At 70.2% G+C, this 21,076-nt stretch carries 15 protein-coding genes; 5 read left to right on the forward strand and 10 right to left on the reverse strand.

Annotated features, from left to right (window positions below):
• Positions 1-20 precede the first annotated feature (20 nt).
• The 3 genes from O0S08_RS31010 to O0S08_RS31020 form a co-directional block, all read right to left on the reverse strand.
• On the reverse strand, positions 21-584 hold the full coding sequence (locus tag O0S08_RS31010; RefSeq protein ID WP_269032967.1) for a hypothetical protein: 564 nt from the start codon (positions 582-584) through the stop codon (positions 21-23).
• Positions 585-834: 250 nt separating this feature from the next.
• Entirely contained in the window at positions 835-1,719 is an 885-nt protein-coding gene (locus tag O0S08_RS31015; RefSeq protein ID WP_269032968.1) for an MYXO-CTERM sorting domain-containing protein, read from the reverse strand.
• Between the two features lie 320 nt (positions 1,720-2,039).
• Complete coding sequence (locus tag O0S08_RS31020; protein ID WP_269032969.1) at positions 2,040-3,506, reverse strand: FG-GAP repeat domain-containing protein; 1,467 nt, start codon at positions 3,504-3,506, stop codon at positions 2,040-2,042.
• A 454-nt stretch (positions 3,507-3,960) separates the two neighbouring features.
• Between O0S08_RS31020 and O0S08_RS31025 the strand changes: the two genes are divergently transcribed.
• A complete protein-coding gene (locus O0S08_RS31025; protein ID WP_269032970.1) occupies positions 3,961-4,707 on the forward strand; it encodes a hypothetical protein in 747 nt (248 codons plus the stop codon).
• A 58-nt stretch (positions 4,708-4,765) separates the two neighbouring features.
• Here O0S08_RS31025 and O0S08_RS31030 read toward each other — a convergent pair whose 3' ends face one another.
• Complete coding sequence (locus O0S08_RS31030) at positions 4,766-5,551, reverse strand: isocitrate lyase/PEP mutase family protein (protein ID WP_269032971.1); 786 nt, start codon at positions 5,549-5,551, stop codon at positions 4,766-4,768.
• Positions 5,517-6,143, reverse strand: a complete 627-nt coding sequence (locus O0S08_RS31035) for a TetR/AcrR family transcriptional regulator (RefSeq protein ID WP_269032972.1) — start codon at positions 6,141-6,143, stop codon at positions 5,517-5,519. The genes O0S08_RS31030 and O0S08_RS31035 overlap by 35 nt, the downstream gene beginning before the upstream one ends.
• Before the next feature lie 661 nt (positions 6,144-6,804).
• On the opposite strand from O0S08_RS31035, the gene O0S08_RS31040 reads away from it, so the two are divergent.
• Entirely contained in the window at positions 6,805-8,724 is a 1,920-nt protein-coding gene (locus tag O0S08_RS31040; protein ID WP_269032973.1) for an RCC1 domain-containing protein, read from the forward strand.
• A 175-nt stretch (positions 8,725-8,899) separates the two neighbouring features.
• Here the strand turns inward: O0S08_RS31040 and O0S08_RS31045 are convergent, their stop codons facing one another.
• Both O0S08_RS31045 and O0S08_RS31050 read right to left on the reverse strand, forming a co-directional pair.
• A complete protein-coding gene (locus O0S08_RS31045; protein WP_269032974.1) occupies positions 8,900-9,262 on the reverse strand; it encodes a hypothetical protein in 363 nt (120 codons plus the stop codon).
• Between the two features lie 296 nt (positions 9,263-9,558).
• A complete protein-coding gene (locus O0S08_RS31050; RefSeq protein ID WP_269032975.1) occupies positions 9,559-10,311 on the reverse strand; it encodes a hypothetical protein in 753 nt (250 codons plus the stop codon).
• Between the two features lie 251 nt (positions 10,312-10,562).
• Here O0S08_RS31050 and O0S08_RS31055 point away from each other — a divergent pair, with 251 nt between their 5' ends.
• From O0S08_RS31055 to O0S08_RS31065, 3 genes are all read left to right on the forward strand, one after another.
• Complete coding sequence (locus O0S08_RS31055) at positions 10,563-11,447, forward strand: NAD(P)-dependent oxidoreductase (RefSeq protein ID WP_269032976.1); 885 nt, start codon at positions 10,563-10,565, stop codon at positions 11,445-11,447.
• A gap of 126 nt (positions 11,448-11,573) precedes the next feature.
• Positions 11,574-12,548, forward strand: a complete 975-nt coding sequence (locus O0S08_RS31060; protein ID WP_269032977.1) for a hypothetical protein — start codon at positions 11,574-11,576, stop codon at positions 12,546-12,548.
• Positions 12,549-13,285: 737 nt separating this feature from the next.
• On the forward strand, positions 13,286-14,308 hold the full coding sequence (locus O0S08_RS31065; RefSeq protein ID WP_269032978.1) for an AMP-binding protein: 1,023 nt from the start codon (positions 13,286-13,288) through the stop codon (positions 14,306-14,308).
• On the opposite strand, the gene O0S08_RS31070 is transcribed toward O0S08_RS31065, so the two are convergent.
• The 3 genes from O0S08_RS31070 to O0S08_RS31080 all read right to left on the reverse strand — a co-directional run bounded on the left by O0S08_RS31070 (position 14,256) and on the right by O0S08_RS31080 (position 21,068).
• A complete protein-coding gene (locus O0S08_RS31070; RefSeq protein WP_269032979.1) occupies positions 14,256-15,851 on the reverse strand; it encodes a cytochrome c family protein in 1,596 nt (531 codons plus the stop codon). The two genes, O0S08_RS31065 and O0S08_RS31070, sit on opposite strands and share 53 nt — an antisense overlap.
• 539 nt (positions 15,852-16,390) lie before the next feature.
• Positions 16,391-17,737, reverse strand: coding sequence for a TolB-like translocation protein (locus O0S08_RS31075; RefSeq protein WP_269032980.1), 1,347 nt, complete (start codon positions 17,735-17,737; stop codon positions 16,391-16,393).
• A gap of 148 nt (positions 17,738-17,885) precedes the next feature.
• Entirely contained in the window at positions 17,886-21,068 is a 3,183-nt protein-coding gene (locus tag O0S08_RS31080; RefSeq protein ID WP_269032981.1) for a serine/threonine-protein kinase, read from the reverse strand.
• Between the last annotated feature and the right edge of the window lie 8 nt (positions 21,069-21,076).

The following is a 21,076-nucleotide window of genomic DNA, read 5'->3' on the forward strand; positions in this document are numbered from 1 at the left end:
GTCCTTGGGTCATGAGGCGTTCAGTCGCCGTAGATGCTCCAGCCCTCGTCGCAGATCTCGATCTCGATGATGTTGAAGGTGCGCAAGCACTCGAAGCGAGCGACCAGGTCGGTCATCGCGGTGCAGGCGGCGAGCTCGGCGTCGTCTGGCGCCTCGCCGTGGACGGCGTCGGTGACGATGTAGTCGAGGTCCATCTCGCCCCAATTGCGACGGATGAGGGTACCGTCGTCGCGGATGACGATGTAGCCCTGCTCGTCGTACTGTGAACTATTGAATTTGTAGGACCAGCGGATCACGCCCGGCTTCTTGGTCGTGAGAGCGTCGAAGGCGCAGGTGAGGGCGTCGGGATTCTTGACCTCGGTGCCCTGGTTGCCCGCGATGTCGTCGACGAGGATCGTCGGGCACAGGTCGTCGCCGCAGGTGGCGGTCGGCGAGGGCGAGGTCATGTCGCCGCCGACGTCGTCGGGGATGCAGGAGCACCTCTCGGGACCGGGCGTGGACTCGGTGTCGGACTTGGACTCGGGGCTGCAGGCGAGGAGCGAGGGCATCACGAGGGCCGACAGGAGGGCATAAACCAAACGCATGGCGGCATACTAACCGATTCGCGGGCGCGGAGGTCGCCGCGGCGAGCTGGCGGCGCCGCACGGCCCCAGCGACGAGGGCGGACCCGCAGGCCACCGCGAGCGTCCTGCCGCGAGTCGCGGGGTCGGCGTCGATGTCGGCTGCCCTCGGGGACAGATCGCAAGCGCAGGCCGCCGCGCGCTGCAGACCTCGCCGCGCGCGCACCTCTGTGAGCAACAGGGCGGCAGACGGCAGCGGAAGCGCGGGCCTGCTTCACCGGCGTCGCCGTCGCCGCGCCAACACCAGCAGCAGCACCGTCGAGACCAGCAGTGGCCCGCTCGGCCCGGAATCGTGCGCGACGCAGCCGCAGCCTTCGTCGCAGATCGACTCGCCCCACACCGACGACTCCTTCTCGAGCTCCGCGGCGCACTTCTCGATGTCCGGCGCGAGCATGCCGCGGATCGCGGCCTCCTTCGAGAGCGCCGGCACCTCCGAGCTGCAGCTGACCTGGAATTCCTGATTCGAGTCGAGCACCAGGCCGGTGTGGTAGTCGCCGGTCTGCCTGACGAGCACGGAGTCGCCGGCCGAGAGCGTCCCGCCGCCATAGATGCTGTCGGCAGTGATCGTGTCCCCCACCTTCGATTCCGTCATGCCATGGACGGCGTCGACCCGGATCTCGAGCGCGGAGCCCGTCGTCCCCTGGACGACGACGCCCTCCAACACGGCTTGATCACCAAAGTTGTTGAGCTCGTTGCAGAAGCAGTCCTCGGCCCGCGTGACGAAGCAGTAGGACGGCTGGATCCGCCCGGCCTCCGCGGCCGTGAGCCCGAACGCGTCGAGCCACGCCAGCAGCGCCGCGTCGCTCGCGAGCTCGCGGATCCGCGCGAAGTTGCGGCGTGCCGCCACCTCGGCCACCAGCGCCGCGTGCCCGGTCGACTCGATCAGCCGCGCCATCGCGCAGCGCGTGCCGTGCGGATCGATGAAGATCGGGATACGCTCGCGCGACACCTCGTTGCGCGGGAACCTGCCCGCGCGGGCATAGCGCGCGAGCTCCTCGATCAGCCGCTCACGCGCCGCTCGCTGCGAGGCGCCGAGGTGCGTGACGTCGCGGCTGCGCAGCTCGAGCAGGACCTCGCGGAAGTGGGCTTGCAGGCGCACCTGCTCGCGCGCGAGGCGATCGACGAATCGCAGGGCACCGCCGACGCCATGATGACGAGCGCGCGGAGTACGACGCGGACGTCGTGAGCGCGAGCGAGGGCCGTGGGACTGGATGGAGTTTTCAAGGTAAGCGCTGAGCATGGATCGATTCTACGACCTTTTGCGCGCCGCACCGGCCCGCGCTCGCACCGCTCGCTGCATCGGCGAATCCTCGCCCGGCTCGATTGGACGCGTTCGCCGGGCTCGAGGTCCCGAAGCCACGACGGCCCATTGCCGATATCGACGTCCTGAACCCCACCCGCGAGGTGACTTGCGACCAGCTACGGACCGGCGCGCACGAGGGCGAGTTGGTCGGTGGCGTTGCCGGCGAGGAGCTCGACCTTGCCGTCGCCGTCGAGGTCGCCGGCGGCGAGCGCCCGCGGCGAGAGCTGCGAGTCGACGAAGTAGCTCTGTGTGCACTCGAGCCAGCACATCGTCGAGTCGGTGAACTGAACCGAGAAGCCGGAGGAGGTCGGCTCGAACGAGACCAGGTCCTTGCAGCCGTCGCCGTCGACGTCGCCGGCCGCGGCCGGGCGCGCGCCGGCCTCGACGATTCGCTCGACGCGCCCGCCGGACATCCAGGCGGTGACGATCTCGACGTTCTGGGAGATCCGGTGGCCGATGAACTCGTCCGTCAGGTCGCCCTCGAAGTCGGCGGACATCAATGCAGCCTGCTCGGTGGTGCCGGCGGCGTCGAGGGTGAGGAGCTCGTTGTAGACGCCGCCTTCGAATCGGTGGACGACGACGTCGGAGCCGAAGCCGGTGCTCGCGGCGAGATCGAGGGCGCCGTCCTTGTCCGTGTCGCCGAGCGCGGCGGCGAAGAACGGGCCGAAGAGGCCGACCTGCTCGGGGCCGAAGCCGCCGAGGCCGTCGCCGAAGCGGACGACGAGCTTGCCGCCGTCGCCGCTGTGCGCGGCGAGATCGACGGCGCCGTCGCCGTCGACGTCGCCGGCCCACAGGGCGAGCGGCTGGAGACCGAGCTGGCCGGGGACGGGGGCCGCGAACACGGCGTCCTGTCCGAACAGCAAGGCGAGCTCGCCGACCACGAAGAGGCGCAGGACGGCGAGGTCGAGCTCGCCGTCGCCGTCGAAGTCGGCGGCCGCGAGCTGCACGGGCTCGTCGCCGGCGAGGCCGGTCGGGAAGACGCCACCGGGGGCCAGGCCGCCTTGACCGTCGCCCAGCAAGATCTCGACCTCGCCGGGGCGGGCGACGGCGACGTCGAGGTCGTCGTCGCCGTCGAGGTCGGCGACGACGAGGGCGTCCACCGGGCCGGCGAGGTCGACGAAGCTGAGCTCGAGGGGCTGACGGTCGCAGGTCGGGATGACGTCGACCTCCTGGCAGACGAGGTCGAAGTCCTCCTCACAGACCGAGCCGTAGGCGCAGTCCTCGTCCGAGCTGCACTCGTTCTCGTGGTAGCAGCTGCCGTCGGGGAAACAGTAGCCGCCGTCGCCGCAGTAATAGCAGGGGCCGCAGTCGCCGGGGCTGCACCCCGGCGGATCGGGCGGATCGGTCGGGTCGATCGGGCCGGTCGTGTCGGTCGTCGGCTCACCCGTGGGGTCGCCCGGCTCGCCGGTCGTGGGGTCCCCCGGCGAGAGCGAGTCGCCCGTGGAGGGCGAGCCGTCCGTCGCGGGCGAGTCACTGGTCGAAGTCGAAGAAGAGCCGCCGGTCGTGTCGCTCGGGGTACCCGGCCCGCAAGCGACCCCGGCGGTAAGGATGACGGCCAGAGGGCCGCGCAAGTGAATGTTCATGGGGGCATCGTCGCACATTCCGGCAGCTCGCAGTCGCGTCGGAGCCGCTCGATTCTCATCGCGGGCTGCGGACCTCGAGCCGGAGCCCGCGACGGTCGAAGCGCGTCGACCACCCATCGGCCAACTCGACTCGAGGCGGCTCGCGTGGCCCAAGCAGCTCGAACCGCGGCCACCCCTGCCCGCGCACGATCGAGCCGCGACCGCTCCGAATCGTCCGTGTCGCGCCATTGGCCGGCTGGTGGCCGTGACGGCCACCGCTGGCCACCGCGAGCCCAGAGGCCCTCCGCGGGCGCCCGGAGACCGATCTCGCGGTGCGTCGCACAGGCCGACCTCGACAGCGCCGCGAGAGTCTGCGAAGGTCCGCGCATGATCAGGGCGTGGGCCGGAGCGCTGGCTGTGAAGATCGTCGCTGCCGATCGAGTGACCAGGACGGGCTGTGAGCCGTAACCTGCGGATGAAGGAGATCTGGTACAGCGGTGGTGCGCCATTCGGCGGCGACGGAACGTACGGCGAGTATCCGCTGGCCAAGCTGCCGCGGATTGCGGTTCCGCTGCGCGGCACGTTCGCGTGGCTGCCCCCCAGTGCGGACGGCGGCCTCGCGTACGCCGATCGGCGCGAGTACGAGCCCGTCGCGACGACAGAAGGCCTGTCGCCCGAGCAGGCCCTCCTGCAAGCGATCTTCGGGCCGCCGCCGGAGCCGGCGCCCCCGCGGCCCGGGTGGGAGCCGCTGACCCAACTGGCCGTCGACGCATCTGCCGTGGGCCTCGCCGTCCCGCCGGAGATGATTGCGTTCCTGTCTCGGCCGGAGCTCTTCGAACGCGTGCCGACGTGCACCGCCTGCTATCTTGAGCTCTCGCGCCGGCTGCTCCCCGCCCCCGTACGCGATCGCCGTCTGATCAGGTTTCTCAACGATCAGCAGTGCAGCGTGCTGTGGTACGTGATGCTCGCGCCTGATGGCGGTCACAGCATCGTCGCGGCGTATCCCAGGTGGAAGAACCGCCGGCGCGAGGTGACCGCAGAGCTCGACGATGAGATCACTCCGACGGGGTTCGTGCGGTGTGCGTCGAGCTTCGAGGAGTTCATCTATCGGTTCTGGATCGAGAACTCGATCTGGTACGCCGAGCATCGCAATCCGTCACGACCTCCGACACCCGAGCAAGCGGCGTACGCGGAGCACGCACGCGGGACCCTGGTAGGATGAGCTCCGGCTGGATCGCCGGCGCCCCATGCTCCTCGTCGCCGCCGGACTCCGGCGTCCGCTATGGACGGAGCGCGCTCCCGGCTTGGTTCTCGAGCGTCTTCATCGCGTTGATGTAGGGAGTCGCGCCGTAGCTGATGCGCGCCACGCCCAGCCCGGCCCAACGCCCGTTCGAAGACATGCCGTCCTGCATGATGTTCACGGGCAGGCTGACGCTGTCACAGATTCTGGCGATCGACGGCTCGTCCAGCAGCCCTGGGACGAAGAAACCCGACGCTCCCGCGGCTGCGTAGGCCTTCCCACGATCCAGCGCTTCGCCGATCGATTTGGCCGGGTCGCCGCCCCTGCCGAGAAACAGATCCGTCCGCGCGTTGATGAACAGCGGAACGCCCTTCTGATCGGCGACACGACGAAGGACGGCGATACGGCGGACCTGCCGATCGATGCCGTACATCCCTGTTTCTCCTGCCACCCGGTCCTCGAAGTTCACGCCCACGATGCCGAGGTCGAGCAAGCGACCGATGTTCTCGGCCAGGGTGTCGTCCTCTCCTTTGTCATGGGGCGACGCCGGCTGATGCATGTATCCGCTCTCGAAATCCACCGACACCGGGACATCGACGGTCGCGACGATGCGCTCGACGATCTGTTCGACGAGCTTCAGAGGCATGGCCTCGCCGTCGCGGTACCCATGCGCCTCCGCCATGGACCAACTGCTGGTCGCAATCGCCTTCGCTCCCGCTCGCCAGATCGCCCTCGCGCTGCCCGCGTCCCACGCGTTGAAGAGCAGCAGCGGGTCGCCCTTGGTGTGAATTTCAGCGAATTGCTTGGCCTTGTTTACCTGGGTCATGATCATTTCCTTCCTTGGGTTGATACGAATCGAGAAGTTGCTCGACGATCCCGCGTGCAGCCACCGCCGCAGCAGGGTCGCAATCCATCGCTACAGCGACAGCCGCGCCGTCGTAGATGAGGCAGAGCCGGCGGCTCAAATCCTCGGCGTTCTGGAGCCCGCCTTCTTCCGCAAGGCGCGTGAAGAGCTCGCGTCGCCACAGCCGGAAGGCAGAGGAGACCTCCTGCGCAGCGCTCGGCTCCTCCCCCCCTTCGGCGCAGGCGCGAATAAAGGCGCATCCATGGTAGCTGCCGGCTTCCGCCACGCGGTCGGCGAATTCATCGAAGGCGGCGACGATTCGCTCGCGCGCGCCTCGCGACTGCGAGATTCGCTCCTCGATGCGATGCTTCAGCCACTGTGATCGATCTTCGAGGTACGCGCGGACGAGCTCGTCCTTGCTCTTGAAGTTGCCGTACAACGATGCTTTCGCCACGCCAGCGTGCGCCAGGATGCGGTCGATGCCGACCACGTGAATGCCCTCTCGATAAAAGAGCTCGTCCGCCGCCCGCAGCAGCCTCTCGCGCACCGTCCCGGTCTGCTTTTCCCTGCCCACGACGCCAGCGTACGGACAGGTCTGTCTGCCGTCAAGGAAAAAACAGACAGGTCTGTACAGGATGCGGTCGTGACCTTCTCGGCGGTCCCATCCGTGTGGTCGGCCGCTGCGCTGCGAGGGCCGTGAAGGGGGGTGTTCGTCGCCTTCCTGGCCCGCGACACCGTTCTGGTCATCGCCCCGAGCGCTCACCGCGCCCGAGGTCGGTGCGGGCAGCGCACCAGGGCGACGACGACTCGGCGCCGAAGCCGGAGTGATCCATCGTTGACCGCTCGCGCACTGGAGATCGCCGGCGAGCCGGGCCGCGACTGGTTCCCGGATTAAGCAAACCATGATGTGATCATTGACGATTTAACCGTCTGGGCCCGACACCGCTGTAACCGACCTCGAACGAATGCGCGTTCGTCGTTCGTCCGGGCCCGCTCGCGCTGTTGACATTGCTCGCGCTGCGGCGACGCTCCGACGTTCTATCGGCACGGGTCGAATGAGGCCCTGGGCGAGCCATCGACGGCCGTCGTGCCCGCCCAGCCTGGCGCGCGGTGGTCCTCCCGCCAAGGCCGGCAGCGACCATGTCCTGCACCATTCGCCGGCGACATCGAGATGGGCGCGCTCGTCATCGGCCGCATCGACTGCGCCCGACCCGCGGAGGTGGTATCCTGGGCGGATGTTCGCGTCGCCGAGCCCGAACCTCTTGGTGCTCCTCGTCGAACTCCTGCTCGGCGCCCCGCTCGTCGCCGAAGGCCGAACCACCTGCGCGCGCGAGGCCGGGGCCACGCGTTGTTGGGGTGAGCACGAGTTCCTGTACGGGGCCGGCGTCACGGATGTCCCCGACCTCCGCAAGTGGGCCCTGAAGGGACATCATCGCTGCGCCCTCGCGCAGGGGTCCGGGCTGCGCTGCGATACCCCCGGTGACCCCGCGGGTCTGCGCGTCGACAACCCCGACGAGCGTCCGCTCCAGGATTTCGCGCTCACGTCGGAGGGCGGATGCATGCTGGGCGTCCTTGGGCTCGTGACCTGCTGGCGCTGGGGTCACGGGGACAGCGCAGAGTTGACGGGATCGCCGCAGGTCGTCCCCGACGCCCGACAGATCGTCGTCGGCGGCGAGCCCTCGTTCGCAAGCCCGTGTGTCCTCACCCGCGCTGGTGCCGTCGTCTGCTGGACACCGCAGTGCCCCTTCGCGCCGCACGTCGTGATGCAGGACGTCGCCGCGCTGGCGGGCGACCACCACCTGTGCGCGGCCCGGCGCGACGGTTCCGTCACCTGCTGGCGCGCGCCGGAGTCCTGCAGCGACGTGGAAGCCGAGTCGCGCGTCGAGGACATCGAGGACGCCGCCTCGGTCGCCGTGGGTCAGGGACTCGCCTGCGCGCTGCGGAGCCGCGGCGGGGTCACCTGCTGGTCGATGGATGAGAAGGGTCGCCCGGGGCGACCGCGATCGATCCCGGGAACGACGCACGCCACCAGCGTGGCCGTCGGCGAAGGCCACGCTTGCATCCGCGACGTCGACGGCCAGGTCTGGTGTTGGGGCGACAACTCGGACGGTCAACTCGGGCAGTACGATGTCCTCGACGAGCTCGCGGAACCGACAGTGATCCCGGAGATCGACGATGCCGTGGCGCTGGCCGGGAACCTCACCAGTACTTGTGCGCTGCTGGCGGGGGGACGGATCGCGTGTTGGGGTCGGGACGACGATTCATCCGAGGGGCAGTGGCACGCGACGCCCTCCGTCCGTGCCGATCTACCACTCGCGCTCCGCCTGTTTCCGTTCGGCAAGCGCAGCATGTGTGCCGAGCTCCGAGAGGGCGAGATTCGCTGTTGGGGCGAGCAGCCCGGGGCGGACATCCGGCGCCCGAACACGGCGATCACGGAGATCCTCGGCAACCCGATGCGCCCGCTGGCTTGTATTCGCTCGCTGGATCGCGCCGCCACGTGTACATTCGCGGTCGACCCGGGAGGCTTCGACCCCGCGTCGGTTCGGCTGCCGCGGACGGATCTGGCGGCGGTGGAGGCCCAGGGGGCGATCGTTTACGGGGTGACCCGCCCGGGGTACTGGCAAATCCGGGAGAATTGGGGCTCCGGACAGCGGGATTGGTTCTCCGCGTCCTTCCTGGTCACTGGGCTCGCCGCGAGCTACCACCAGGTGTGCGCGGTCGACATCCGAGGGGCCGTCGTCTGCGCGGATGGACGCGATGGCCACGCCCTGGCGCCTGCCAGATCGATGGATCTCGTCGATGTCGTCGAGCTGAGCGCCGGCGCTGAACATATCTGTGCGCTCGACAGCCACGGACGGGTCCATTGTTGGGGCGATAATTCGTGGTTCCAGCTCGGTCAGGGGACCGAAGAGCGTGGCAGTGCGGCGCCGCTACGCGTTCCGGGCGTGGAGAATGTCGTCCAGCTGTCCACCGCCGTGGCCCGGACGTGCGCGCTCCTCGGAGGCGGAGCCGTGACCTGCTGGGGGAACAACCTTTACGGCAGCTCGGGCGTGGGGAACGGTGCATCCTCGCCCGACCCCCTGCCCGTCCGACCTCCACTCGCGGCGATTCATGGGACGGAAAACTCGGCCGTTTCTCGCCGAGTACATCGTTGAAGTGGACCGGCATGCCCTCGATCCGGCTGGCGATATCACGATTCACGATTGTAATTGAGCACCAGACTCCCGCTGCATTCCGGCGGCCGGTCTCGTAAACTTCGACGAGCAGCCCGGCGAAGTCGCCGAACGAGTCACGACATATCGCGTCGGCGGCTCTCGGCCCGCACTACGCTCACCGCCGGGGCTCGGCCGGCGCGCCTGCGCTGGCGAGGAGCGCGAAGCCGTCGTCGCGCTCGACTCCGCGCCCGCTCCCCGGTTGCCATCCACTCGCCATCGCCGCCCGGATCAGCCGCACCGCGAGGGCGGGTCGATTGAGGTTATAGGCGACGCCGCCGACGAGGAGGCTGCCGTCGTGCCCGCCCCAGCCCTGGCCGGCGGTGGTGCTCCCGCCCTGACCGTCGACGAAGCAGACCCGCAACGCGCCGCGGCGATCGTCGTCCCGCCAGGTCGAGAAGCGCTCGACGCAGTGGCGAACGCCGTCGACCTCCAGATGCCCGTGCGAGCGCGTCCAACAGAAGCTCGCGCCATCGATCACGAGTCGCCGTGGTACACCCACCCGGGCGAGGGTAGCCGCGTGCGGCGCCGCCGGTCAACAATCGGGCCGGACGCGTGCTCGCGGTCCGCGAGACGCCGGCCGACCTTCTCGCCCGGTCTTCGCCCGGGGCAGGTCGGCACCGGCTCGGGGTGGCGAGCTGGTCGGCGATCCTTCGGCGCGACGGGCTGCTTGAAGAGACAGGTTCCTGGGCGTGATGCCGCTCGTCGCTCGAACTTGCCCGCTCTCTACCCCTCCGCTCGTCTCGGCCGCCCGGCGAAGTTCGAGGGCCGCGCCGCTCAGAAGACGTACTGCAGCGGCGGGCCCCAGCCGAGCAGCTGGATATCGACCGGCGACGGGCCGAAGCTCTGCGTCGGCGTCAGGTCGAGCGTGCGCTCCTCGGTGAGGAACGCCTCGCAGACGTCGCCGTGGGCGTCGTGGTGGACGGCGAGCTTGATGAAGGAGGTGTCGAGGACGATCCCCTCGAAGCACAGCGTGAATTCGTGGGGCAGGCAACCGCCGCCGTAGCCGACCTCGAGCACGAGCAGGTCGCCCTCGACCTCGGCCGAGTTGATGTCGAACGAATCGCCCTCCCCGAGGTCGGCGCAGTTCGGCAAGACGTCGCCGCCGCCGGTGGTCGAGGTGCCGTCGTCGGTCGTCGTGCCGACGGTGTCCGGATCCATGACGGTCGTCGTGCCGTCGGGGCTCGTCGTGCTCGTCTCGCCGGTGGTCGTCAGCGTCGTCTCGAAGGTCGTCTCGGACCCGCTCGTCGGGGCGCAGCGGTCGCACTGCCACTGACCGGCGGCGGAGCACACGCAGTTCAAGCAGTCGCCTTCGCCGGACTTGGAGTCGCCGGGCGTGCACTCCTGCACGTCGGTCGAGGTGGCGCCCGTCGAGCCGGTGCCGGTGCCGGTCGAGCCGGCGTCCGTCGAGTGCGTGCCGGTGGCGGTCGAGCCGGTGTCGTCGCCGCCGGATTTCGGGCCGCACGCGAGGGTGACGAGGGCGGCGAGGACCGCCGCGGGGAGCTGTCGCAGGGGAAAAGCCAGGTGCATGCGCGAAGTATAGCCCGCCGGGGCGAGCCTGCCCGGCGCGGCGTCGGGCGTTCGCCATCGCGTGGCTCGTGCCTGCGCGGGCTCGTCGCGCCGGCGAGCTGTCCCATCGGACAGCTGCAGCGAGGTCGAGAACGCGGCGCGAGGCGCTCCGCCCGGCGGCGGGTTGGCTCCCGCGCGGCGATCCGGCTACGATGGATACCGCGCGCGCGCTCGGCTCGCCGCATATCACCGCAGGAAGAGAGGAATCATTCATGTCACACCAAGAGACCGTTTCCATTGTCGGCTTGGGTCAGATGGGCGCCGCGCTGGCGCGCGCCTACATCGACGCCGGTCATCGGGTCACCGTATGGAACCGGAGTCCCGGCAAAGCGGAGCCGTTTCAGGGTCAGGCGAACGTGGCCGCGACGCCCGAGCAGGCGTGCAGCGCGAGCGACCTGACGATCATCTCGCTGTCCAACTACGAGGCGAGCGACCAGGTGTTCCGTACGCCCCTCGTGGCCGCGGCCGCGAGGGGCAGGACGCTGGTCCAGCTGACGAGCGGCACGCCCGGCGATGCCCGCAGCGGGGCGGCGTGGGCGTCGAGCCTCGGGATCGATTACCTGGATGGCTGCATCCTGGCCTACCCCAGCTACATCGGCGGTGAACAGACCGCCGTGTTCTATTCGGGCCCCAAGGACCTCTACGAGCGCCACCAGCCGACGCTGCGCGTCCTCGGCGGGGCCACGTCCCACGTCGGCGAGCCGATCGGGGCCGCGGCGGCGCTCGACTGCGCCCTCCTGGGGAGCTATTACGGCGCCACCCTGGCGTTCCTGCACGGGGCGGCGATCTGCGCGTCGGAGAAGTTCCCCCTCGACGCCTACTTCGAGAAGTTCCAGACGATCTTGCCGCTCACCTCGATCACCGCCGACATGTGCAAGAGAATGCTGTCGACCGGCGACTTCAAGGGCACCGATTGCACTCTCGACATTCACACCAACGCCATCGAGCACATCGTGCGTCTCAGCCGGGAGAACGACGTCGACCGGAGGCTCCCGGAGCTGGTCCTGTCCTACTTCAAGCGGGCGTTGCAGCTCGGTCACGGCGCCGATGAAATCGCCGCGGTGTTCAACGCCCTCCAGGACCCGGCCCGAGGCTGATCTGCGGCCGGAGCGTCGGGGCATTCGGCGCTCTTGAGCGCTGGATGCGCCCGCGGCGGCTCGGCGGTCGCGTCGTCGAGCCACACGACCTCCGCCGGCTGCCGCGACGCTGCTAAGGTGCTGCCCATGCGGATGCAAGCGACGCTGCTCAGGACGGTGCCGGAGCTCGAAGGGCAGTTGCCTCGGATCAGGACCCCCCGAGGACCCTGCCTCACGCTGAAGGACGGGACGCTCACCGTGTGGGACCAGGACCTGCGACCCCTCCGCCATGTGCCCACGCGCTTGCCCTCCGGGGCGCGACTGCTCGACGCGCGCGCCGATCTGAGCGCCCTGGTGGCCGCGGTCGACGGCGGGTTGCGCATCGTGGCCGACACCGCCCATCCGAACGCAGCCGCGATCGCGGTGGCGGCGGACTCTGCGACGTTCATCACGCCCAACCGCCTCGTCGTCACCTCGCCGGGTGCCCCCGCCGAGGGGCGCTCGTTCTCGGAGTTCCACCGCGTGCTGCTCATGGACCTGGAAGGGGTCGTGCTCGATGAGCACCAGGTCGAGGTCGACGCCGCTTCGGCGCACGCCCTCGCCCACCCGACAGATCCAGCGGTCCTTTGCGACTTCGTGATGGGGCAGGACGGCAACGTGCTCACAGTGATCCGCGCCGAGGATGACGCGCTGACGCTCCGTGAGGTGCTCCCCGCCGAGGAGTTCGTGAACCGGGGCTTCAGTCCAGACGGGACGCGGGTGCTGCTGCCGCCCTATCCGATGGACCCGAGGTGCGCGGTGATCGCGACGTGGCCGGAGCTCGTCCCCGTGGCGCGTCTCGACGTGCAGGCGGAACTGCCGGAGGTGGAGATCGGCATCGACCTGTGGGGCGGCTTCCTCGACGACGAGAGCGTGCTGCTCCTGGCGACGGAGCAGGGACCCATCGTGGCGACTGCCGACCTCCGCGACGCAGCATTGGTGCCAATGGTGGGCCTCGCCGAGGTGAACGACGGCGAGGGGTTCATGGAGATGGTCGCCCCGTTGAGCTCCGACCGGTTCGCCGGCGTCGTGTGGAAAAACGGGACCCGGCAGACGACAGTCTGGCGCCTGGAGCGGGTCTGACCGCAACTCGTCGCCGAGCCGGACGGGGACAGGACGCGTCGGTACGTTCATCCTGACCGATCCCGACGGGATCGCCGACATCCTGCGCAACGCCGACGGGTCGCTCGAGCTCGCGCCATTCGTGGCTGCCGGGTAGCCCGGGACGTCTTCGATCGAGGGGTCGGCCCTGGATGTGGTCGCGGGGGCTGCGGCGGGCGCGGTGCCGACACAGCCCTGGCACAGTGCCAGGCTGTGCCGACGCGGCGGATGCACGCTCGGCTAGCGACGCCGAAGCAGCGAATCACGGCAGGAGGCTCGAGCTCGCGGGCGACGGCCTCCCCGTGCATCGGCTACCCGCCCTGCCGCGCGCCGATCGGCGCCGGCCGCTCTGGCACGAGTGCTGCAACTTGCATGCGCCGAGATGCAGAACGCCAGGAGCGACCTTCGACGTTTCATGCCCGGCGCCCCGGCGCGTGAGGCCGTTCACGGTCGCGACCGAGAGCGCGGACAATTACTCGGATCCTGGACCGCACAAAACCTCTCGAGATCGACCGAACACCGATAATCGCCGGAGATATTTCGAGCACGAGCTCCGCTCCGCACGCGAGGGTCGATTCACAAAGGCCCGCATCCGGGAATCATCGCACTCGCATTGCATATACCGGGTCCACCCATGGTCGCGGACCCGACGATGTTTACCTCGAGCAACCCGTCGCGCGCCGGCTGTGCCCGCATTCGCGACCGAAGGAAGATTTACCGTGTCCCACGACGAATCACATCCAATCGCCCTCCCCGCTGCCGTCCTCGAGCTGTCCGTCGGCCTGCGGACCGACTTCCCGCGCGATCGCAGCATCGCCGAAATGTTCGAGGAGCAGGTGCGACGCGCCCCCGACGCGATCGCCGTGCGGTTCGAGGGCCGGGAGACGAGCTACCGCGAGCTCAACCGGCGGGCCAATCGCCTGGCGCGGCGGCTGCGGGCCGGCGGCGTCGGCGTGGACACCCCGGTCGGGATCCTGATCGACCAGTCGCCCGCGGTGGTCGTCGCGTTCATCGCGATCCTCAAGGCGGGCGGCGCCTATGTCCCACTCGATCCGCTGCACCCGGCGAGCCGGCTCGCGCGGATGATCGAGGACGCCCGGCCCACGGTGCTGCTCGGGAGCCGCGAGGCGGCCGCGCAATTCGGGTTCACCGGCGATTGCATCGAGTACCCCGGCGCGGAGGACGACCCGCCGACCGACGCCGGCGACGACGTCGACGTGAGCGGCGGCGCGGGTCCCGAGGACGTCGCCCACGTCCTCTTCACCTCCGGCTCGACCGGCCGGCCCAAGGGCGCATGCGTCCTGCACCGCGGCGTGCTGCGGCTGGTCGTCGACACCGACTGGATCCGGCTCGGGCCGGACGATCGCGTCGCGCAGGTCGCCAGCTTCTCGTTCGACATCCCCACCATCGAGGTCGTGCCGGAGCGCGAGCGTGCGCCGCGGAGGCCCACGGGTCGGCGGAAGCTGCCGGAGCACCTGCCGCGCGTCGACATCGAGGAGCTGCCGCCCGAGGTGCAGCAGGAGGGCCTCGCCGCGTTCAAGCGAATCGGCGAGGAGGTCAGCGAGGTCATCGAGCGTCGGCCCGAGTCGCTGGTCGTGGTCCGGCTCGTGCGGCCGAAGTTCGTGCGCATCGCCGAGGACATCGCGGACGCGTCGCCGGTGAAGATCGCCGAGCCGCCGGCAGGGGCATTCACGTGCCGGGCGGTTGGACGCCGGGTCCGCCGAGCGACTTCAGGAAGGTGATCAGGTCGGCGCGTTCTTCGGCGTCCTCGACGTAGAATGGATGCGGCTCCTCCGCGCCTCGCTCTGGATCGAACAGAACCTCGAGGGTCGGCACAGAGGCGTCGTGGAGGAAGAACGGTTTACGGGCGAGGTCGACCAGGAACACCGGTGGGATGCCGCGGAACGCGGAGCGGTCGCTGGCGTCGACGACCACCAGCTTGTCGTCGTAGATGCCCGGCGAATTGGCGAGCGGGACCAGCGGCGGCTTGCGCACGATGAGCTCCTTCGGCTGGTATCCCGGCCACAGCGCGTGCAGCTCGACCAGCAGGTACGGCAGCGGCTCCTGCGGGTCGAGGTTGTGGCAATCGGTGCAGTTCTCGGCGAGAAACACCTGCTTGCCGCGGGCGGCCTCCGCCGGATCGACCTTGGCCCCGGCGGGGATCGGCAGGTCGGCCAGATAGGCGTTCATATCGGCCAGCTTCTTCGCGTCGACGCGCCGCCCGGTCGGGCTGGTCGCGTGTCCGGGCGGCAGACCGTGCTCGGTCACTTGGACGAATGGGTACCCCGTGACGGCGGTCTCCTTCAAGATCGCCTCGTAGTTGTCGGCCAGCTCCTCGCCGTGCGGGCCGGCCCGCAGCGTCAAGAACTTCCGCCCCGGCGGGGTGACCAGCGAGGTCGGGTCGAGGTTCTGCGAGAACGAGGCGCTGCTTACGTCCTCGAGGCGCTCGAACTCGCCGGCCGAGCCGTACGGGTCCGCGAGGTCCTGGCGGAATAGCGGTGTGTTCTGCACCGAGTTGCCGACCCCGTCGTTGGTCTCGTCGAACGTGCCGCGCGGGTAATAGTCCTTGTTGCGCAGGTACGCGTCGACCTCCGCCTCGCTGCTGTCGCGGCGGATCCCCTTCGGGGCGCGCCCAATCGTCATTCCGCCGAGCTCGAGCTGCAGATTCGGGTAGAAGACCCGCGAGTTGAGACCCGTGGCGATGATCCCGCCAACGTCGAGCGACCAGGTCCCGAGGCCGTCGAGCCGCTTGCCGACCGCGCCGCGGTTGCCCGGCATCTGATAGACGGACCCGTCGACGACGGTGTGACAGATCGCGCAGCTGATGCCCATCTTGTCGCCCTTCTGCAGGTCGACCCGGCCGTCCCCGTCGACGTCCTTGGCCGCGAATCCGACCACCGCGTTGGCTTCGATCAGCGCGATCGTCACGTCGGGGTCGTGTAGCAGCGGCGCCAGTTCCTTCGACAGGTCGGTGCCGAATTGGCCCTCGAGGCCCTCTCGCAGTTTATTGTCGACCCTCTCGATATCAATATGCATACCGAGCTCGAGCAGCCCGAGCGGGGTGATCTGCTCGGCCATGATCCCCTGCGGCAGACGGAGGGCGTCGGTCCAGAACCCCTCGTTCCCGAAGGTCTCGAAGCGAAACACCTCCCGACCCGCGGTCGCGTCGCCGCGGGTGAACGGCCGCCGTAGTCCCTCGATTGCCGGTCGAGTCTGCTTCTCCGGGCCGTCGTTGCCCCACAGCCAGGCGCCGGCGGCGACGGACAGGGCGGCGATCCCGGTCATTCGTATGGTCATACTCGTTCGCATGGTCATGATCTCTCCTCCGTCGCTGCAAGGGCGGTCGACGCCGACATGGTGAGGGGGCGTTCCCACGCTGCCGCCGCCGACTCACTTCATGGCTCACAACGACACCTTGAATCGCCCGAGCGGAACTGCGCGGCGAGTGCGCGGCCCGCGTCCAACTCGTTGTGGATCGGCCAGCGCAGCGCACGACGAAAGCGATCGGGCCGAGGGCGCCCGCGGCTCATCCGCGTAATCGCCCGCGTGGCTCACCCTGGAGAGCGCGCTTCATGTCGTGCTCGAAGTCGTGCGCGTCGAGGCGGCGGGGGACCCGGCCGCGTCTCGGTTCGCATCCAGCCGCGGGTCCTCGCGGCTCGTGGACGTATGGACGTGGCGCCGAATGTCCCACGCGGGGCGGTATCCCTCTGCATGCAGCGAAGGAGGATCCCATGTCACGTCCACCGAGTCTGAAGACGCAACGCAAGTCGGGTGCGCCGCCCGCCGCGGTCCTCGAGCCGGCGGCTCGCGGATCGCTCGCGGCGCTACAGGCGGATGATGCCGTAGTCGTTGAGGAAGCTCGCCTCGGGGTCGGCCTGCGCGACGACGAACAGGTTCTCGCCGAGGCAATCATAAAACACGAAGCGCCCGTGCATCGGGTGCTGCACGCCCTGGACCTCGACGGTGGGCAGCGCCTCGACGCCCGCGCGGGACAGGAAGTCGTAGTCGAACGTGTGCACCTCGGTGTCCTCGACGACCGGATCTTCCGGCCACGCCCACGCCGTGGCGATCAGCGCGACCTGGCCCGCCGCCGCCGAGTGCGACAGGTGCTCGATCTGCTCGATCCCGTCGGAGAAGCTGCCGTTGTAGGTCATGTCCTTGGCCTTGTCGGTCGAGGCGAAGAACACGTTGCCGCAGCGGGTGAAGATCCGCTTGCCGTCCTCGGACAGCCACAGGTCGCCGCACATCGCATAGTCGCCGTGGTACGGCGAATCGTACAGGACGGTCGCGGTGCCGCCCTGGACGTCGTACTTCTCGATGTCCGAGGGCGACAGGCCGTTGTTCGCGCCGTACATGAAGTCGCCGTCCGGGTGCAGCTTGGCGACCGTGCCGGCGTAGATCGCCCAGTCGGCGCTCTGCGTCTGCGCCCCGCTCTCGACCTCGATCGTGTAGATCTGCTCCCACTGGTCCTGCCGCGGGAACGCGTAGATGTAGCCGTTGCCCGCCAGCACCACGTCGAGGACATCGGCCGTGACGGGGTGGGTGGCGAGCCGCGTACGCGTGACCAGGTCGACGTACGAGACCCATCCGTCGTGACCGACGGCCGCGAACATGCCGTCCGGCCCGACCGAGACGCTGCTCGCCGCCAGTGGCAGCTCGACGGCCTCCGCGTCGCCGGTCCACGGGTCGTAGAGGTGCAACGCCGGCGGATCGTGGCTCACCGCGACGATGCGGTCGAGCTGCTTGCTGTACTCCGCGTCCTTGATCGTGAAGTCCAGCATCGTCAGATTCTCGGACGTGAACTCCCGCGGCGTGCAGCCCGGGGGAGTGACGCCCCCGGTCGTCGTGTCGTCCGCGGTGGTCGTGTCGCCTGCGGTCGTCGTGTCGCCGGCGGTCGTCGTGTCGCCTGCGGTCGTCGTGCCCGGCTCGGTCGCCGAGGCGGTCATGTCCGCGTCGGACGTCGGGCCCGCTCCGCTATCGGTCGTCGTCGGGGTGGGCCCGGTCGGATCGGCGTCGCTGTCGCCGGCCGAGGTTCCGTCAGTCAGCGTGGCCTCGCCGGTCCCGCTGGAACCAGCCGGCGGGTCGCCGGCGGTCGCAGTCGTCTCGTCGGGCGAGGACGGGCATCCGGCGACGAGCGCCACCACTGCGGCCAGGGCGGTCGGACGCGGCATTCGCCGGGTTTCGCACAGTCGAAGGGAAAAAAACGCGTGTGGCTGATAGGTGTGCATGGGGGCGTCGGACGCTGTCGGTCCGCACCGCTACGTGGCGGCGCGAGGCCCCGCGGATCCACCCTCGCAGAGAAAATTCGCCGCGCTCGCGTCATGGAGTATGGCCGCGCAGCCAGGCCTCGACCTCGGGGATGACCTGCTGCCCGGCGCTGCCGGCGGCGCGGTACTCCGCGAGGGCCCGTGTCGCGAGCGCGTGCGCCCGGCTGCGATCGCGGCCGGCAGGCGGAGGCGCGTCCCACAAGGCCTCGGCCAGCGCGAAGTGAGCGTCCGCGACGACGTCCGGCGCCTCGTCGCCGCGCTCGCGCAGGGCCACCGCCCGCTCGAGCGGCGCGATCGCGGCGGCGGGCCGCCCGCGCTCGACGTCGACGCGGCCGAGGCCGACCAGCGGGTACGTCACCATCGGATGCTCGGGGCCCAGGACCTTCTCGATCGTCGCGAGCGCTCGCTCGTACCGCGGGACCGCCTCGTCATAGGCCCGCAGACCACGGTGCGCGTCGGCGATGTTGTGGATCAGCTGGGCGACGACCTTGTGGTCCGGGCCGTACGTCTTCTCGGCGATCGCCAGAGCGCGCTCGTAGTCGGCGATCGCGCCGCGGTGGTCGCCCTGCTCGTCGCGCGTGAGGCCGATGTTGAGCAGGGTGGAGGCGACGTCGGGGCTGTCGGCGCCGAACTTGGCCTCGTAGATCGCCAGGGCCTGACCGAGCAGCGCGAGGGCCTGCTCGAGCTCTCCGCGATCGCGGTGGACGTTGCCCGTGTTGTGCAGGGAGTCCGCGACGGCCGTGTGATCGGGGCCGAGCGCCTTCTTGCGGATCTCGAGCACGCGCAGGTTGGTCGCCAGCGCCTCGTCGTACCGCCCCAGCTTGCGGTACGTGCTGGCGATGTTGCCGAGCGAGACGGCCACGCGGGCGTCCTCGGGCCCGTACGCGCGCTCCCAGATCCGCTGCGCCTCCTCGAGGATCGCCAGCGCCTTCTCGTGGTCGCCCTGCTCGCCGTGGACGTTGGCGAGGTTGTTGAGCGACGCGGCCACGTCGGGGTGATCCGGCGTCAGCGTCCCGCGGCGGATCGCCAGCGCCTCCTCGTGCAGCGCCAGCGCCTCGCGCAGGTTGCCGAGGACGCGCTGGACGTTCCCCAGGCTGGTGAGCGACAGCGCGACCGTCGGGTGGTCCGGGCCGAGCTCGGCCCGGCGGATCGCCAGCGCCTCCTCGTGCAGCGGACGGGCGGCGGCGGCGTCGCTGGCCGCCTGGTGCGTCGCCGCCAGGTTGTTGAGCAGGTGCGCCTCGCGCAGCGTGCCCTCCTGCTGCAGCGTCCGCAGCAGCCGGCGCGCCGCGTGCGACCACACGAGCGCCTCGGCGCGCCGGGCCAGCGGGTCGCCGAGCGTGTAGACGAGCTGGGTCGCGACGTCGACCGCGATCTCGTCGGAGCCGATCAGCCCGGACTCCTCGTACGCGCGGGTCAAGGTCTCCGCGGCCAGCTCGAGCTTGCCGGCGCGCGAGGCGGCCACGCCGGTGAGCGCGCGCGCCTCGACGGTCAGCGGCAAGTACCCGAGCTCCTGCGCCGCGACGAGCACCTCCTCCGCGCGCGCCAGCCCCTCGCGCGACTTCCCGGCGGCGAGCATCGTCATCACCTGGCGCAGGTCGCGGCGGCGGTCCTGGACCGCCGCGCGGAGCTCCTGCTCCTCGGGCAGCGGCGGGCGGCGGGCGAGCACTGCCGCGTCGGTGCACGGCCCGAGCTGCGCCAGGCTGGCGGCCGCGGAGACCGCCCGCTGGGCCGTGACCGCGTCCGCGGCGGTCAGCACCTCGAGCAGGCCCGCCAGCTCGTCGCGCCGCTCCTCGAGGCAAGCGGTCGACAGCGCGTGCTGCTCGGGCGACCAGCTGCCCTCGACGTTCGCCGCCCGGCACAGCCGCGCCCGGATGTCGCGCCATTCGTGCGTCCAGCGATCGATCCACGGGATCGCCTTCTCGTACGAGGCCGCGGCATAGGCGAGACCGGTGGCGGCGAGGGAGTCGCGCAGCCGGAGCTTCGTCTCGTCGTTCCACACCGCGGAGATTTCGTCGCCGGTGAGCTCGCACGCCGCGATCTGCTGCGCGGTCGCTCGATGCTGCAAGGCGAGGCCGCCGACGACCGCGGCCGACGCGACGCCGAGGCCGACCAAAACGTTGCGGACCCGCGCCCGCGTCCTGCCGCGCCGCAACGCCTCGAGCAGCGCGTCCATCCCGGGGAACCGCCGCGCCGGATCGACTTGCAAGCCGCGCTGCAGGATCTGCCCGAGCCAGCCCGGGACGCGCCGGCTCCGCGGCGAGGGACGGCGCCGGCCCGTCAGGACGTTCGCGGCCAGCGTCAGCAGGTTCTCGCCGTGGTACGGGCGCTCTCCGTACAACAGCTCCCACGCCATCACGCTCCACCCGTACTGGTCCGCGGCCGGCGTGGCCTCCTCGCCGCGCCACTGCTCCGGCGACATATAAGCCGGCGTGCCCTGGATGGTGCCCGCCTGGGTCAGCCGCGCCGCCAGGGCGGCGAACTCCGGCTGCACGCGGGCGTCGTGCGCGAGCGTCCGGTCGAGCGCCGAATCGGTCGTGCCGGACGTCGCGGCGAACTCCTCCTCGGCCACCGCCAGGGTCCGGCCGTGGGCCAGGCCGAAGTCCATCACGCGGACCCGCTCGTCGCGGTCGATCATCACGTTCTCGGGCTTGAGGTCGCGATGGACCAGGCCGACCGCGTGCGCCGCCGCGACGCCGCGGGCCACGTCGGTCAGGACGCGCAGGAGCTCGGGCCAGCGGCGCGGACGCTTCCTCGCCCACTCGCCGAGCGTCTGGCCCGGGACGAACTCCATGGCGATCCACACCTGGTCGTCGTGGGTGCCGACGTCGTGGACCGCCACCACGTTCGGGTGCGACAGCCGGGCGAGCGCCTGGGCCTCCCGGAGCAGTCGGGCCCGTCCGCCGTCGACGCCGCTGCGGCTCGGCAGGACCAGCTTGAGCGCGATCTTGCGGTCGAGCTCCGGATCGTAGGCCGCGTAAACGACCCCCATCCCGCCGGCCCCGAGCTTGTCGAGCAGGACATGGCGGTCGACCACGACGCCGCGGGCGAGCCCCGCGGACCGATCGGACGACGGCGTCGTCGGTCCGGTCGCGTCGTCCACCGCCGGCCCGGAGACGTCGCCGAACAACCTGGCCCGGACCTCGGCCTCCATCTCGCGTCCGGTGGGGTCCTGCGGCGCTGCCGGCCACTCGGCGAGGAAGCGGGGATCGGAGGGATCGTCGGGGGTGGCTGGCATGAAGGTCT

This window comes from Nannocystis punicea, assembly GCF_026965555.1.
GTDB classification, from domain to species: Bacteria; Myxococcota_A; Polyangia; order Nannocystales; family Nannocystaceae; genus Nannocystis; species Nannocystis punicea.

Excerpts from the sequence above, each read along its gene's own strand:
- O0S08_RS31010 (WP_269032967.1), bottom strand. The coding sequence starts at position 584 with ATGCGTTTGGTTTATGCCCTCCTGTCGGCCCTCGTGATGCCCTCGCTC.
- O0S08_RS31020 (WP_269032969.1), bottom strand. The coding sequence starts at position 3,506 with ATGAACATTCACTTGCGCGGCCCTCTGGCCGTCATCCTTACCGCCGGG.
- O0S08_RS31025 (WP_269032970.1), top strand. The coding sequence starts at position 3,961 with ATGAAGGAGATCTGGTACAGCGGTGGTGCGCCATTCGGCGGCGACGGA.
- O0S08_RS31030 (WP_269032971.1), bottom strand. The coding sequence starts at position 5,551 with ATGACCCAGGTAAACAAGGCCAAGCAATTCGCTGAAATTCACACCAAG.
- O0S08_RS31040 (WP_269032973.1), top strand. The coding sequence starts at position 6,805 with ATGTTCGCGTCGCCGAGCCCGAACCTCTTGGTGCTCCTCGTCGAACTC.
- O0S08_RS31050 (WP_269032975.1), bottom strand. The coding sequence starts at position 10,311 with ATGCACCTGGCTTTTCCCCTGCGACAGCTCCCCGCGGCGGTCCTCGCC.
- O0S08_RS31055 (WP_269032976.1), top strand. The coding sequence starts at position 10,563 with ATGTCACACCAAGAGACCGTTTCCATTGTCGGCTTGGGTCAGATGGGC.
- O0S08_RS31060 (WP_269032977.1), top strand. The coding sequence starts at position 11,574 with ATGCGGATGCAAGCGACGCTGCTCAGGACGGTGCCGGAGCTCGAAGGG.
- O0S08_RS31070 (WP_269032979.1), bottom strand. The coding sequence starts at position 15,851 with ATGACCGGGATCGCCGCCCTGTCCGTCGCCGCCGGCGCCTGGCTGTGG.
- O0S08_RS31075 (WP_269032980.1), bottom strand. The coding sequence starts at position 17,737 with ATGCCGCGTCCGACCGCCCTGGCCGCAGTGGTGGCGCTCGTCGCCGGA.
- O0S08_RS31080 (WP_269032981.1), bottom strand. The coding sequence starts at position 21,068 with ATGCCAGCCACCCCCGACGATCCCTCCGATCCCCGCTTCCTCGCCGAG.